The sequence below is a fragment of the Micromonospora sp. NPDC051543 genome (genome assembly GCF_044454415.1).
Taxonomy (GTDB): Bacteria; Actinomycetota; Actinomycetes; order Mycobacteriales; family Micromonosporaceae; genus Micromonospora.
Genome location: NZ_JBITDT010000006.1, coordinates 77,600 through 91,919, shown reverse-complemented (window position 1 = coordinate 91,919; position 14,320 = coordinate 77,600). Strand labels below are relative to the sequence as shown.

Annotated in this window: 15 protein-coding genes; 10 read left to right on the top strand and 5 right to left on the bottom strand. The window is 72.1% G+C overall.

What is annotated here, in order from left to right; translation table 11 throughout:
* Positions 1-130 precede the first annotated feature (130 nt).
* A complete protein-coding gene (locus ACIA3K_RS12630) occupies positions 131-1,273 on the top strand; it encodes an NAD(P)/FAD-dependent oxidoreductase (RefSeq protein ID WP_396800927.1) in 1,143 nt (380 codons plus the stop codon).
* Positions 1,274-1,304: 31 nt separating this feature from the next.
* The gene (locus ACIA3K_RS12625; protein WP_396800926.1) at positions 1,305-2,075 is read left to right on the top strand and encodes an isoprenyl transferase; all 771 of its coding nucleotides are present in this window, start codon (positions 1,305-1,307) and stop codon (positions 2,073-2,075) included.
* Positions 2,076-2,080: 5 nt separating this feature from the next.
* Here ACIA3K_RS12625 and otsB read toward each other — a convergent pair whose 3' ends face one another.
* The 3 genes from otsB to ACIA3K_RS12610 form a co-directional block, all read right to left on the bottom strand.
* On the bottom strand, positions 2,081-2,905 hold the full coding sequence (gene otsB, locus ACIA3K_RS12620) for a trehalose-phosphatase (RefSeq protein WP_355048879.1): 825 nt from the start codon (positions 2,903-2,905) through the stop codon (positions 2,081-2,083).
* A gap of 68 nt (positions 2,906-2,973) precedes the next feature.
* On the bottom strand, positions 2,974-3,327 hold the full coding sequence (locus tag ACIA3K_RS12615; protein ID WP_355048878.1) for a hypothetical protein: 354 nt from the start codon (positions 3,325-3,327) through the stop codon (positions 2,974-2,976).
* Positions 3,328-3,489: 162 nt separating this feature from the next.
* Positions 3,490-3,933: an XRE family transcriptional regulator gene (locus ACIA3K_RS12610; RefSeq protein WP_355239439.1), complete on the bottom strand. Its 444-nt coding sequence runs from the start codon at positions 3,931-3,933 to the stop codon at positions 3,490-3,492.
* Between the two features lie 264 nt (positions 3,934-4,197).
* Here ACIA3K_RS12610 and ACIA3K_RS12605 point away from each other — a divergent pair, with 264 nt between their 5' ends.
* The 7 genes from ACIA3K_RS12605 to ACIA3K_RS12575 all read left to right on the top strand — a co-directional run bounded on the left by ACIA3K_RS12605 (position 4,198) and on the right by ACIA3K_RS12575 (position 11,253).
* The gene (locus ACIA3K_RS12605) at positions 4,198-4,554 is read left to right on the top strand and encodes a hypothetical protein (RefSeq protein ID WP_355048876.1); all 357 of its coding nucleotides are present in this window, start codon (positions 4,198-4,200) and stop codon (positions 4,552-4,554) included.
* 31 nt (positions 4,555-4,585) lie between these two features.
* Positions 4,586-4,939: a hypothetical protein gene (locus tag ACIA3K_RS12600; RefSeq protein ID WP_396800923.1), complete on the top strand. Its 354-nt coding sequence runs from the start codon at positions 4,586-4,588 to the stop codon at positions 4,937-4,939.
* A gap of 431 nt (positions 4,940-5,370) precedes the next feature.
* Positions 5,371-6,786: a PhoH family protein gene (locus ACIA3K_RS12595; RefSeq protein ID WP_396800921.1), complete on the top strand. Its 1,416-nt coding sequence runs from the start codon at positions 5,371-5,373 to the stop codon at positions 6,784-6,786.
* A 278-nt stretch (positions 6,787-7,064) separates the two neighbouring features.
* Positions 7,065-7,739, top strand: a complete 675-nt coding sequence (locus tag ACIA3K_RS12590) for a lytic transglycosylase domain-containing protein (protein WP_396800920.1) — start codon at positions 7,065-7,067, stop codon at positions 7,737-7,739.
* A gap of 107 nt (positions 7,740-7,846) precedes the next feature.
* Complete coding sequence (locus ACIA3K_RS12585) at positions 7,847-8,500, top strand: rhomboid family intramembrane serine protease (RefSeq protein WP_355048872.1); 654 nt, start codon at positions 7,847-7,849, stop codon at positions 8,498-8,500.
* Between the two features lie 105 nt (positions 8,501-8,605).
* Positions 8,606-9,574 (top strand): NAD(P)/FAD-dependent oxidoreductase, encoded by a 969-nt coding sequence (locus tag ACIA3K_RS12580; RefSeq protein WP_396800918.1) that lies wholly within the window; start codon positions 8,606-8,608, stop codon positions 9,572-9,574.
* Positions 9,575-9,639: 65 nt separating this feature from the next.
* Positions 9,640-11,253, top strand: a complete 1,614-nt coding sequence (locus tag ACIA3K_RS12575; RefSeq protein WP_396800917.1) for a hypothetical protein — start codon at positions 9,640-9,642, stop codon at positions 11,251-11,253.
* A gap of 104 nt (positions 11,254-11,357) precedes the next feature.
* Here the strand turns inward: ACIA3K_RS12575 and ACIA3K_RS12570 are convergent, their stop codons facing one another.
* Both ACIA3K_RS12570 and glpX read right to left on the bottom strand, forming a co-directional pair.
* Positions 11,358-12,329: a DMT family transporter gene (locus ACIA3K_RS12570; protein WP_396800916.1), complete on the bottom strand. Its 972-nt coding sequence runs from the start codon at positions 12,327-12,329 to the stop codon at positions 11,358-11,360.
* On the bottom strand, positions 12,326-13,357 hold the full coding sequence (gene glpX, locus ACIA3K_RS12565; protein WP_357130177.1) for a class II fructose-bisphosphatase: 1,032 nt from the start codon (positions 13,355-13,357) through the stop codon (positions 12,326-12,328). The genes ACIA3K_RS12570 and glpX overlap by 4 nt, the downstream gene beginning before the upstream one ends.
* A 158-nt stretch (positions 13,358-13,515) precedes the next feature.
* Between glpX and ACIA3K_RS12560 the strand changes: the two genes are divergently transcribed.
* Complete coding sequence (locus ACIA3K_RS12560; protein ID WP_396800915.1) at positions 13,516-14,271, top strand: DUF4245 domain-containing protein; 756 nt, start codon at positions 13,516-13,518, stop codon at positions 14,269-14,271.
* Positions 14,272-14,320: the final 49 nt, after the last annotated feature.

Here is a 14,320-nt window from a genome sequence, read left to right as displayed (position 1 = left end):
CCGTGTGGGCGGGCGGCCAGGGGGCAGGATGGCGGGTGACGTCGGTCACCGTGGCCGGTGTCGACGGCCCAGGTGATCGCCGGGCGGGACGGGTACGAGCCGTGCCGCCCCGGTCGGAGGGAGGCGCGCGGTGAGCGACGAGTTCGACGTGGTGGTGGTCGGTGCCGGGCCGGCCGGGGCGGCCGCCGCCCTGACGGCCCGTCGGGCGGGTGCCAGCGTGTTGCTGCTGGACCGTGCCGACTTTCCCCGGGACAAGGCGTGTGGCGACGGGATCGCCGCGCATTCGGTGGACGTCCTCAACGAGTTGGGCGTGACCGAGGCGGTGGCCGGTTACGCCCCGCTGCCCGCGCTGCGGATGGTCTCGCCGGGCGGCCAGGCGGTGGCTCGGGCGCTGCCCCGGCCGGCGTACACCGTGCCCCGGGAGGTCTTCGACGCGCGGCTGGTGGCCGCGGCGGTGGCCGCCGGCGCGCAGCTGCGTCGGCACAGCGTCCGGCGGGTCCAGCCGCGTGGCGACCGGGTGGTGCTCGACGGCGAGCTGTCCGGCCGGGTGGTGGTGGGCGCGGACGGCGCCGGGTCGGTGGTACGCCGGGCCCTCGGCCACCCCGTGAACCCCGACCGGCATCTCGCGCTGGCCATCCGTGGGTACGCGCCCGCGCTGCCCGGCCCACCCGAGCAGCTCATCGTGACCTCCAAGGCGCGGTGGCCGGCGTACGCCTGGTCGTTTCCGATTGGCGACGGGCGGGCGAACGTCGGGTACGGGGAGGTGCTGCGCGGCGAGCCGCTGAGCCGCGCGTACCTGCTGGATCGGTTGGCCGCGCTGCTGCCCGGCACCGACCTGTCGACGGTGACCGCGTTGCGCGCCCACCACCTGCCGCTGTCCACGCACCGGCCGACGCCGGGCCGGGACCGCACTCTGCTGGCCGGTGACGCCCTGTCGCTGATCAATCCGTTCACCGGGGAGGGCATCTTCTACGCGCTGCTCTCCGGGGCGCTGGCCGGGGCCGCTGCGGCTCGGGAACCGGAGGCGGCGGCTCGCCGCTACGCCGCGGGTCTGCGTCGCCGCCTCGGCACACATCTGCGCCACAGCTCGGTGGCCGCCTGGTTGGCGCGGCGGCGTCGAGTGGTCGACGCCGCGGTCCGGGCGGCCCGCCGAGACGACCGGGTGTTCGACGACGTGGTCGAGTTGGGGCTTGGCGACGGACGGCTCACCGCCCGTACGCTGGGCATGATCGGCATCGAACTGTCCGGCGGGGATCGCCCTCCGAAGGGGTGATCCGGCGGGCGGGTCGCTACGCTGCTAGGTGATGACGCTGCGGAACCTTATCTACTCCGTCTACGAGCGCCGGCTCACGGCGAAGCTCGCGGGCAAACCGGTGCCCCGGCACGTCGGGGTGATGTGCGACGGCAACCGCCGGTGGGCCCGCGAAATGGGCTACGTCGACCCGAACGACGGGCACCGGGTCGGCGCCGCGAAGATCAAGCACGTCCTCGGGTGGTGTGACCAGGCCGGTATCGGCCACGTCACGCTCTACCTGCTCGCCACCGACAACCTGCGCCGCCCGGCCAGCGAGCTGGACCCACTGCTGCAGATCATCGAGGACCTGGTGGTGGAGCTGTCGGAGGAGGGCAACCCCTGGCGGCTGCGCATCGTCGGCGCGCTGGACCTGCTCCCCGCCCAGACCGCCGCAGCGCTCAAGGGCGCGGAGGAGCGTACCCGGGACCGCAGCGGCGGCGCGGAGGTCAACATCGCGGTCGGCTACGGCGGCCGGCGGGAGATCACCGACGCCGTCCGCTCGCTGCTGCTGGAGCACGCCGCGTCCGGCGGCACCCTGGAGGAGCTGGCCGAGGTGCTGGACGTCGAGCACATCGCCGAACACCTCTACACCCGTGGCCAGCCCGACCCCGACCTGGTCATCCGTACCAGTGGGGAGCAGCGACTGTCCGGGTTCATGCTGTGGCAGTCCGCGCACTCGGAGTTCTACTTCTGCGAGCTGAACTGGCCGGACTTCCGGCACATCGACTTCCTGCGGGCACTGCGCTCGTACGCCACCCGCCAGCGCCGCTACGGCGCTTGAGGGCCTCAGGGCAGCTGGTCCAGGGCCCGGGTCAGGAAGTCCCCCAGCGCGGCCGGTGACTCGATGGTCAGGTCGGCCGCGTCGGCCACCTCCTGGCCGGTCTCCGGGTTGGCCACGGCCACACAGACACCGAAGAAGTCCGGGTCGCCCTCGGCGCGGGCGCGCAGCGCCGCGAACGCCTTGATGTCGGAGACGTCGTCGCCGAAGTACCAGGCGCCGCTGGCGCTCTGGACCACCTCGCCGATCACCATCCCCTTGTCCCGGTCGACCGGTGGCTTGAGCTCCAGCACCATCCGACCGGCCTGCACCCGCAGCCCCAGGCGGTCGGCCTGCGCCTGACCCCACTGCTGCACCGTCGCACCGAGCTGCGGGGCCGTACGCCAGTGCAGCGCGACGGAGAGCCGCTTGAACTCGACGAGGGCGCCGGGTGGCAGCTCCTCCCGAGCCAGGTCGGCCAGCTCGGCCATGGTGGGCACCCAGGGCAGGGCGGTGGGCTCGGTGACGGTCTCGCCGCCGGAGTGGCTGTGCTCCAGGCCGTAGAGGCCGTACAGGTCCACGCCGCTCAGCTCGCCGAGGCGGTCGCGGAGGAACTCGACGGGTCGCGCGGAGACGATCGCGATCCGCTGCACCACCGGGGCCAGCGCCTCGATCGCGGCGAGCGCGTTGGGCGCGGGACGGACCGCCGTCGGATCGTCGTCGACGGGCGCGAGTGTGCCGTCGAAGTCGAAGAAGAGCACGGTCCCGCCGGCCCGGCCGGCGGTTATCTGCCATGCCTGGTCGGCGTTCAACGGGGTCCTTGGCTGGTGGTTGCCCAGATTCAACGGCGGCACGCGCGTCAGCGTACCCCGGCGTTGGAGGCTCATTCCTGGCCGAGCGGACCCACTCGGTGGCGCTGTCGTCAGCGTTCGGCGGCCCCTCGTCCACGGCGTCCGAACGGCACCACCGCCGCCTCCTGTCCGTGGCTGAGCAGGTAGCCCTCCACGAACCCGGTGTTGCGATCCCCGGTGTGGGTCTCGATTTCGTTGAGGCGTGCCACCAGGAACTCGGTGAGCGCGCTGATCCGGTCGTTGAGCCGCTCGTGCAGTTCCGCGACGACGGCCAGGATGACCGCCGTGCCGGCGCTGGTGAGCGCGAGAAGGTTGACGAGCAGCGGCAGCTGCCCACCGTTGACCGCAAGGGTCACCACGTTGCCGGTCGCCCACAGTGTCATCGACACCGTGGCGACCACGACTCCCCACCACTTCAGGGTCATGGACAGACCCCTCCTTCTGTCCCGCAGGGCTAGGTTCGGCCTTGTCCCGTCCCCCCGCCGATGACGAGCCCAAGCAGTACGAATAGGGACGCTAGCGTGCCCGTTCCTGCCCCGGAGCGAAACGAATGAACCTGACCAGGCGTTCTTTCGCCATCTGAGGAACTACCCGGCCTGATTGCCTCTTTTTCGGACATCGACCGGCAACGTTGGGCGGTATGCGAGGTATCTGATGGTTTCCCGGATGTGGAACTTCTCCGCGTCCGACACGTTCGGGTCGACGAGGCGGCGCAGCAGGGCCTCGACGTCCGGGTCCATCGGAGGGGCCGGCTGTCCGGCGCGGGGGCCGCTGGCGGTGCGGTCCCAACCCAGCGCGGCGAAGGCGGCGGCGGGGTTCAGTCCCAGGCCCTCGCAGAAGGCGACCACGCGTTCGGCCTCGGGGTCGCTGGCCCAGTCGCCACGGACCCACCGGTTGATGGTCTGCCGGGAGACGCCGGTACGCCGTGACACCTCGGTGCCGCTCCAGGCGCGCGTGGCACGCGCCTCGTCGAGGGCGCGCCGAACGAAGGTGGCGAAGGCGATTTTTCGCGCGTTGGCCGTCTCGGTCACCCCGTGACGGTACGACCAGCCGTCGGCGGATGTTTGCCCAGGCACGCTGCTGTCACGCGGACGTGACGGCGCTCTCGGATTCGTGACCAACGATCCAGCGCCGCTTTCGAGGGGTATCACCCGGGCAGAATAGATGCCCGTCGTGGCGAATGTAAGGGGACGAAAAGCTGATACTGTCACGCTCATGGGACAATCTACGGTGTGTCACGTGCATGAGACGACTGGTGCTCACATGCGTCATGCCCCCGGTGCCGAGGGGGTGTGGTGACCGAGCTCGCCACCCGAGCCCAGGCCTTCGGGCTGATCGCCGAGGGAGTGGCAGCGGGGCTGAGTGCCCCGTGGCGCCTCTACCTTGCCCGAGGTTGCCGATACCTGTCGCTGAGCGTCGGCGACCGCACCGAGTGGAACGCCTGGCGTACCCACCTCGGCTGCCCCGAGTTGAGCGTCCGGGTCTACGACGCCGGCGGGGAGATCCGTCGATCCTCGGTCGCCGAGGTCGTGCTGGACGGCTGTCGGATCACCGTCGAGCTGGTCGAGGAGGTCAGCACCGACGACCTGGACCGGCTGCTGGTCGCGGACCCCACGGCCGACCCCACCACGGTCGAGCCGGAGGAGCGATGAGCCGGCGTCCGGGCCGGGCGGGGGGCGCCCGATGAGCCCGTTCCTCGTGGTCTTCCTCGTCCTGGTGCTCGGTGCCACCAGCTACGCCGCCGGCCGCCTGCACGGCCAGCTCAGCTACCGCATCGGCTATCGCTTCGGTTACCGCCAGGGTTACTTCGACGGGGACCGGGGCGCCTGGAACCGCCGCCGTCGCGACGCCCAGGCGGCGATCGCCTCCGCGTTGTCGGTCGCCTCCCCGGGGGCCGTCCGCTCCGCCGGCACGGTCGTCCGCCCCGACGCGGTGGCCCGCCCCGGCACCACCTACACCGGCTCGTCGTTCACCGCGCCGGCCGCCCCGATCACCGGGCGGCACCCGACCGGCACGCTCGTTCGACGAACCGGCTGAGCCGGCTGGCGGGTCGCCCCAAGCGTCCCGCCGACCGGCACGCGGGAACGCGGTGCGTCGTCCGCGGCGGACACGCACCGTCGGGGCCACGTCAGACCGGTGACGGCGGCCCCGCCGGCCGGGATGCGCGCAGGGGGCATGCATCCCGGCCGGCTCGCCGCGCCCTGCCGCCACGTCGACGGACACCGCGCGTCGTCCCGCGCCGGCTCGTCCGTTCGGCGCTGTCCACACCGCCGTCTACGGAGATCCACGATCGCCCCTAGCCGGGACGGTCCTGCGCCGCTAGCGTCTAGGCATGGCCCGGGGTTCTCCCGAGCCAGCCGGTCCACCCGGATCTGCGACCTCGCGCACGGGGTTCCGCATCCGACCCCTCCGGGCACCGGACGAGGCGGAAAACGGGTGGCCGGGTGCCCATCCGTCGGAGCAGGCCTGTGACGACTCGCCGTACCACCGCCGGTGCCGACCAGACCCCGGCCGCGACTGCCACGACCCGCCGCGCCACCCGGAGCCGCCGTGCGGCGGACGCCGCGCCGGCCGAGAACAAGGAGCCCCGACCAGCGGGGCAGGCCTTCGTTCTCGACACCTCCGTGCTGCTGTCCGACCCGGCGGCGTTCCACCGCTTCGCCGAGCACGAGGTGGTGCTGCCACTGGTGGTCATCACCGAGTTGGAGGGCAAGCGGCACCATCCGGAGCTGGGCTGGTTCGCTCGGCAGTCGTTGCGGATGCTCGACGAACTGCGCATCCGGCACGGCCGCCTCGACCGACCGGTACCCGCCAACGATGCGGGCGGGACGCTGCGGGTGGAGCTGAACCACACCGACGACGGCGTACTGCCCCCCGGCTTCCGTACCGAGAGCAACGACGCCCGGATCCTGTCGGTGGCGCTCAACCTCGCGGCCGAGGGGCGGGACGTCACGCTGGTCAGCAAGGACATGCCGCTGCGGGTCAAGGCCGCCTCGGTGGGTCTGCGCGCCGACGAGTACCGCCACGGCCAGGCCAGCGACCCGACCTGGACTGGCATGTCGGAGATGGAGTTGGGCGAGGAGCAGATCGGCCAGTTGTACGCGGGCGAGACGCTCGATCTGGACGAGGCGGCCGGGCTGCCCTGCCACACCGGGCTGGTGCTGCACTCGGCGCGCGGTTCGGCGCTCGGGCGGGTGCTGCCCGACAAGTCGGTACGCCTGGTTCGGGGCGACCGTGAGGCGTTCGGGCTGCACGGCCGCTCGGCCGAGCAGCGGATCGCCCTCGACCTGCTGCTCGACGAGACGATCGGGATCGTCTCGCTGGGGGGCCGGGCCGGCACCGGCAAGTCGGCGTTGGCGCTCTGCGCCGGCCTGGAGGCCGTGATGGAACGTCGCCGGCACAAGAAGGTGATCGTCTTCCGCCCGCTCTACGCCGTCGGTGGTCAGGAGTTGGGCTATCTGCCCGGGTCGGAGTCGGAGAAGATGTCGCCCTGGGCGCAGGCGGTCTTCGACACGCTCGGCGCGGTCGTGCACGAGAACGTGCTGGAGGAGGTCACCTCGCGGGGCATCCTCGAGGTGCTGCCGCTGACCCACATCCGGGGGCGCAGCCTGCACGACGCCTACGTGATCGTGGACGAGGCCCAGTCGTTGGAGCGCGGGGTGCTGCTCACCGTGCTGTCCCGGATCGGGCAGGGGTCCCGGGTGGTGCTCACCCACGATGTGGCCCAGCGGGACAATCTGCGGGTCGGCCGGCACGATGGTGTGACCGCGGTTATCGAGGCGCTGAAGGGGCATCCGCTCTTCGCCCACGTCACGCTCAGCCGTTCGGAGCGGTCGCCGATCGCCGCCATGGTGACGGATCTCCTCGAGGACATCCCGCAGTGACGGGGGTTTTGTAGTCTTTCGTGCCTATTTTTGGTGTGGCGCAGGTCACAAACGGCGCGGTCGGTTTCCCATGTGTCTCACTGTGCGCGATGGTGTCCCACGAGCGCCCACGCACCACAGGCATCGTCGAAGATCGCTTGCCCGAGGTCGGGGCGGCATCAGTGGCGATCGGTGCGTCGGCGCGACCGGCTCACCGGTCGGGGCGCTCACGGCACGGCTGAGGGCTGACGTGGCCCGGCGCCGCGCCGTGTCCTTGCCCCCGACGAAGGGACCACTTCGTGAGTCGGCTGTGGAGCCGGTTGGGTGCCCGTACGGCTGCTGTCGCGCTGCTCTCCGTGGGCGTCGCGGGTGGCTTCTACCTGGGCGAAGACCGGGAAACTCAGCAGCAGGGCCTGACCGCGCAGGTCGGCGTCGAGGTCGACCGCGTCGACTTCTCCTACCAGCGTGAGCGCCAGGCCAACCACCAGGTCGCGTTCGCCCGGCAGCGGGCCGCCGAGTACCAGGCCAAGCTGCGGGCGGCCCAGGCGGCCAAGGAGGCCGCCGAGCGGGCCCGCAAGGCCGAGGCCGCCGCCGCGTCGCGTAAGCGCGAGCGCGAGGCCGCGGAGAAGGCCGCCAAGCCGTACGACGGGCCGATCCCGGCGTCCTGCGCGGAGTACAGCGGCAACCGCAAGATCGGTTGTGCGCTGATGCTCGAGAAGGGCTTCGGCATCGCCGAGTTCCCCTGCCTGGAGAAGCTCTGGACCAAGGAGAGCGGCTGGAACCACAAGGCCGCCAACCCCATCGGCGCGTACGGCATTCCGCAGTCGCTGCCGGGCAGCAAGATGGGCACGGTCGCGGACGACTGGCGGACCAACCCGGCCACCCAGATCATCTGGGGTCTGGGCTACATCAAGGGCAAGTACAAGACGCCCTGTGGCGCCTGGACCTACTTCCAGAACAACAACCACTACTGACGACGTACGACGGCGGGGCGGGTGGGCGACCACCCGCCCCGCCGTCGCGCGTAACCCGGTCGGGACGTGAGTGGCGGTCGGCCCCTTTTGCTGATAGCAGTTGGGGGGTGAGCCTGCACCCGCCAAGCGGCGACCCGTTCCGGTTCGGCACCGAGGCGTTCTACGCCTCCCTCGGCCGGGCCTTCGTCGCCATGTGCGCGGTGGTCCCGTTCCTCTTCCTCATCGAGGCGATCGACCAGGGGCTCGCGTTCGGCCTGGACGCGACCGCCGGCATCATCCCGCACCGCATCGACGGCCTCGACGGTGTCTTCTTCTCGCCGTTCCTGCACCACGGCTTCGACCACCTCTACAGCAACAGCATCCCGCTGATCCTGCTGGGCACGTTCGTGCTGGCCGCCGGCGCACGGCGGTTCCTGTGGTCGACCCTGGTCATCATCCTGGTCTCCGGTCTCGGGGTGTGGTTCACCGGCTCACCCAACTCGGTGGTGGTCGGCGCGAGCGGGGTGATCTTCGGTTACCTGGGCATCCTGCTCACCCGCGGCATCGTCGAGCGCAGTTGGTGGAACTTCGCCGTCTTCCTGCTCGTCGGCCTGCTGTACGGCTGGCAGCTCGTCGGCATCCTCCCCACCGATGAGCGGATCTCCTGGCAGGGGCACCTGTTCGGGCTGCTCGGCGGCGTGGTGGCCGCGATCCTGTTCCGCCGCCGTCGGCCCATGGTGGACGGTCCGGACTACTCGGGGTCGACCCTCAGCCTGCCCTGACGCGCTCGTCGGCGCGCCTCTGGGACATGCTTGCCCGACCGCTGTGCCCCGCCTACCGTCGAGATCAGCACGCGTTGATCCGCGAGCGGAAAGCGACGGTACGCCATGCGCGAGGTCGATGTCGCCGTGATCGGGGCCGGTCCCGCCGGTCTCTTCGCCGCGTACTACGCCGGGTTCCGGGGCCTGTCCGTGGCGGTGATCGACGCTCTTCCGGAGCCGGGCGGCCAGGTCACCGCCATGTACCCGGAGAAGCTGATCCTCGACGTGGCCGGCTTCCCCGCCGTCAAGGGCCGTGACCTGGTCGCCAACCTGGTCGCCCAGGCGGCGCCCTTCGCTCCGCGGTACCTGCTCGGCACGCGGGCCGAGAAGCTGTCGTACACCGATGACCGGCCGGTGCTCGGCCTGGCCGGCGGCGAGCAGTTGGGCTGCGGCGCGGTCGTGGTCACCGGCGGGCTCGGCAGCTTCAGCCCACGGCCGCTGCCCTGCGCCGACGGCGCCCCCGGTGCCGGCATCGTCTACTTCGTGACCGACCCGGCGGAGCTGACCGACCGGGACGTGCTCATCGTCGGCGGCGGCGACTCCGCCTTCGACTGGGCGCTGGCCCTGCAACCGCTGGCCCGCTCGGTGACCCTCGTGCACCGCCGGGAGAAGTTCCGGGCGCACGCCTCGACGGTCGCCCGGGTGCTGTCGCTGCCGGTGCGGGTGATCGTGAACGCCGAGGTCACCCGACTGATCGGGGACGCCACGGTGACCGGCGCCGAGGTGACCGTGCGCGGCGGCGCGGCCGAGACCCTTCCGGTGGACACGGTGGTCGCCGCCCTCGGCTTCACCGCCGACCTCGGCCCCCTCGCCGAATGGGGGCTCCGACTCGACCGCCGGCACATCGTGGTGGACAGCGCGATGGCGACGAACCTGCCGCGGGTCTTCGCGGCCGGCGACATCACCGAGTACCCGGGCAAGGTGCGCCTGATCGCCACCGGCTTCGGCGAGGCCGCCACGGCGGTCAACAACGCGGCGGTCGCCATCGACCCGGGCGCGCACCTGTTTCCCGGGCACTCCTCCGACGTGGGCTGACCGTCGGTATCGCACACTGACCGGTCCGTGTCCGGATCGAGACGGGTCGAATGGACCCTGAGGGAATGACGGGGACCGGGAAGGCACGTGATGGCGCACCCACGACGCTGGCGTGGCTCTGCCATCCGACGACTCTGCTCGCGTTGGTCCTACTGGTCCTCAACGACCGTCTGTGGAAGGCGGCGTTTCCGGGCCTGGTGACGGGCAAGCTGAGCGACGTGGCGGGCCTGGTGCTTGCTCCGCCGCTGGTCGCGGTGCTGCTCACGCTGGTGGTGCCGCGGCTGCCGGCCCGCACGGCCGCGCTGGTCGGCCTGGTCGCGGTGGGTGCCGGGTTCACGGTGGTCAAATCCAGTGGGTACGCCGCTGAGCTGGCCTCCTCGGCGTGGACCGCACTGGCCGGGCCGTCACTGGTGCGGGCCGACCGGACCGACCTGTTCACGCTGCCGGCGCTCGGCCTGGCGTGGTGGAGCTGGACGCGGGCTCGGAGGCGACCGGTGCGGCACCGGACGGCCCGGCTGGTCCGACTGCTGGTCGTGTTGCCGCCGGCGGTGTTGGCGGTGGCCGCCACCAGCGCGGCCTGGTTTCCGTACGCGCTGGGTACGACGATGCTTGACGGCCGCCCGGCGATCTCGGTCGGCGAGGGCTCCGAAGACGCGTCGTACTGGCCGGACGACCCGGCCGACGGCCAGTGGGCGGTCAGCGACGACGGGGCGGTGAACTGGCGAAACGCCACCGTTGACGAGACGGGACGGCTGAACAGTCAGGACTCCCCGCGTCAGCGGGCGTGTGCGCCGGAAGACCCACGGCGCTGCTACCGGGTGATACCGGGGCACCTTCGGGTGGAGCAGAGCGACGACGCCGGCGTGACCTGGCAGGTTGCCTGGGAGGTGCCGGACCCGCGGCGCGACGCGTTGGCCCAGCGCTACCCGGCCCCCGGCGACGCCCGCCGCCACTTCTCCTCCCGGGAACTGGTCGTCTATCCGCACCTGGGCGGCGGCCACGAGGTGCTGGTCGCGAACGGTCGGGACGGCTTCCTGCGTCGCCTCTCGGATGGCGAGTGGCGGCGCGTCGGGTTCCTCGGTGCGCAGCCGTCCGCGACTGATCCGCCCGAACTGCCCCCGGTGAGCGACGGCGGGCGGGTCCAACGCGGGGTCGACCTCTGGCTCGCGTTCGGGCTCGCGTTGCTGCTCGGCTGCGTGGTCACCGTATTCGCCGGTCATCTGGCGATCCGACGTGGCGGCGGCGGTCGCGGGTGGGGGATCGCCGGGGCCCTCACGATCGTGCTGGCCGGACTCGTGCTGGATGCCAGCTGGCCCCGGGTCGACGCGACGAGCGTCGTGGTCACGGTGCTGTTCCTCGTCGTGCCGTTGGGCGCATTGGCGGCGGGCGCGCTGCTCCTCGTCCCGTGGCTCAAATTTGCTCCGGGACACTGGGTCGGGTTGGCCGTGGGCGATCTGCTGCTCACCGTGATCCTGGCCTCGCTGCCGCTGGCCGGCTGGCTGAACGGCACACCCGGGCAGACCTGGGTGGCCGTCGCGCTGGCCGGGCTGGCCACCGTGCCGGGCCTGCTGCTGGCCGTCCGGCTCGCCAGGCTGGCCGACCCGGCCCGCGAAGAGAACCGGCGTGACACGCCGCCCTACCCGCCGTACCAACCCCTGCCGCCGCGAGTTACGCCTTGATCGACTCGGGTTCTGGAAAACCGGGGCATCGGAGGCGGTAGGACAGCGCAGTTCCCATGAACCCGAGTGGATCAGCTCCCGCCTTCAGGCGGGGCGGGGCATGCTCAGCGGGCGGCGGGTGGGGCCAGGGCGGCTATCAGCACGGCGACCAACGTCAGTGCGGCCCCCAGCAGGCTGTTCACGCTGGGGTGCGAGGCCGCTGTGGGCAGCACCAGGTCCAGCAGTACGGCCCCCACGATCTGGCCGGCGATGGTGGCCAGGCCGAGCAGCAGCACACCAGTCGTCCGTACGATCGCGGCGGCGATCGCGATGAACACGATGCCGATCGGGCCGCCCAGGTAGAGCCACGGTTCGCTCGGCGCGTGACCGGTCGGCCAGCCGCGTACGGCGATGTCGACCGTGAACGCGACCAGCAGGGTTGCCGTGCCCACGGCGAAGTTCACGAGCGTGGCGGTCAACGCGCTGTCGGCCGCCGCCCGGACCTGCCCGTTCACCCCCTGCTGCCAGGCGATGCCCACCCCGGCAAGCAGGGGCAGCAGTGCCAGCGCCAGCCCGCCCGGGTCACTGAGCCGGTCACCGACCGCCAGGACGACCGCGAGCACCGTGAGCACCGCGCCGGCCAGGCGCTGTCGGGTGACCGGCTGCCGACCGGTCGGGCCGATGCCGGCGCGGTCGACGGCGAGGCTGCTGCCGGACTGGCCGGCCACCACCGCCACGGTGAAGACCGCCACCCCCAGCGAGCCGATGGTGAGCCCCTGCGTGGCCACCAGCAACGCCCCGCACATCCCCCCGAGGCACTGCCACGGGCGCAGCGTGCCGGCCGTGAGGGCCCGTCGTACGGCGAGCAGCCCTCGCCGTCCGCCAGGGGTGGCCGGCACCAGCACCAGCAGCACCACCAGGCCCAGCCCGAACGAGACCACCGCGGCGGCGAAACCATCGGCCAGGCGTACGCCCAGTTCGCCGTTGATCCGAGACTGCGCCGCCACCGCGACCCCGGCGACCGACGCCAGCGCGACACCGATGATCCGGCGGGTGGCTGGCAGGGTCGGCGGAGCCGCGGTGCCGGTGCCGCTCACTCCTGTTCGGCGAGCGGGCGACCGTCGAAGTCGACCGCGGAGTAGAGCGCCAGCTTCTCCAGCCGGTGGTACGAGTCGATGACCCGGATGGTGCCGCTCTTCGAGCGCATGACGATCGACTGGGTGTACGCGCCGCCGGCCCGGTACCGCACCCCGCGCAGCAGGTCACCGGAGGTGACCCCGGTCGCCACGAAGAAGCAATTGTCCCCGGTGACCAGGTCGTCGGTGCCGAGCACCCGGTCCAGGTCGTGCCCGGCGGCGAGGGCCTTCTCCCGCTCCTCGGCGTCGCGCGGCCAGAGCTTGGCCTGCATGGCGCCACCCATGCACTTGAGCGCGCAGGCCGAGATGATGCCCTCCGGGGTGCCGCCGATGCCCATGAGCACGTCGACGTCCGACTCGCCGCGGGCCGCCAGGATGGAACCGGCGATGTCGCCGTCGGAGATGAACCTGATGCCCGCGCCGGTCCGGCGGATCTGGGTGACCAGGTCCTCGTGGCGGCTGCGGTCCAGCACGCAGACGGTCACCTCGGAGACGTCGGTGCCCTTGATCTTGGCGATCCGGCGCAGGTTCTCGCTGACCCCGGCGTTGATGTCGATCACGTCGACGTACGCGGGGCCGACCGCGAGCTTCTCCATGTAGAAGACCGCGCTGGGGTCGAACATCGCGCCTCGCTCCGAGACGGCGAGCACCGCGAGGGCGTTCGGCATGCCCTTGCTCATCAGGGTGGTGCCGTCCACCGGGTCGACCGCGACGTCCACCTCCGGGCCGGTGCCGTCGCCGACGTGTTCGCCGTTGAAGAGCATCGGGGCGTTGTCCTTCTCGCCCTCGCCGATCACCACGACACCGCGCATCTGGATCGAGTTGATCAGCTTGCGCATGGCGTCGACAGCGGCGCCGTCGCCGCCCTCCTTGTCACCCCGGCCGACCCAGCGGCCGGCGGCCATCGCCGCGGCCTCGGTGACCCGGACCAGGTCGAGGGCCAGGTTACGGTCGAGATCCTGTGGGATGCGGGTCCTGGTGTTCGTCATGACGGCTGCTCCTCCTCGCGACGGTGCGGGGACGGCCGGCGGCGAAGTGGCGTCGCTGCCGGCTTTGTCGCTGATCCTCACACGATGGCCGACCGAGCGCCGGTGCGGGGCGGTGATGGGCCGGATACCGCCGGTCGGGCGGCTGCGAAGATGGCAGGGTGGAACCCGCACAGCCTGCTGACCGCGTACCCGCCGACCAGACGCCGCCCGACGGCCAGCCGCCGGCCGACCTCCCGGACGCCCCCGGCGCCGGGCCCGCCGCGACGGGCCCGGCGGATCCGACGGCACCGACCACCGGCGAGCCGGCCCTGGTCGCCGACGAGGCGACCCCCGTGGCCGAGCCGGCCCACGTCGGACCGGGGCCGGCGGCCCGGCCGTCGCCGCCCCGGGCGGCCGCGCCGGCGGGCAAGTCCGAGCGGTCACCCAAGGACATGGCGATCTCGCTGCTGGTGCTGCTCATTCCGATCGCGCTGCTGCTGGCGTTCTACCGGGGTTTCCTGGGCGGGGACCAGGCCACGACCGTCGACCCCGCGCCGGCGTTCGAACAGGCGCGGTCCGCGAACACGTTCCCGGTGAGCGAGCCGCAGGGGCTCGGCTCCGGCTGGCGTACGGTCAGCGCCCGCTACCAGAGCGTCGAGGGTGGCGCGACGCTGCGGATCGGCTACCTGACGCCGGAGGGCAGGGGTGTGCAACTCGTGCAGAGCAGCGTGCCGGCCGAGCGGCTGCTCCCGGCCGAGCTGACCGACCAGGGGCAGCCACAGGGTCCGACCGAGTTGGGTGGGCGCACCTGGCAGCGGTACACGGCCCGGGGGAACCAGCAGGCGCTGGCCCTGCTGGAGCCGACCCGTACGGTGCTCGTGATCGGTGACGCGCGGGACAACGAGTTGCGGGAGTTGACCGGCGCGCTGCGCTGAGGAGTCCACAGTCGATGGGGCGCACGCCGAGGGGGCCGGTCCGGTACGC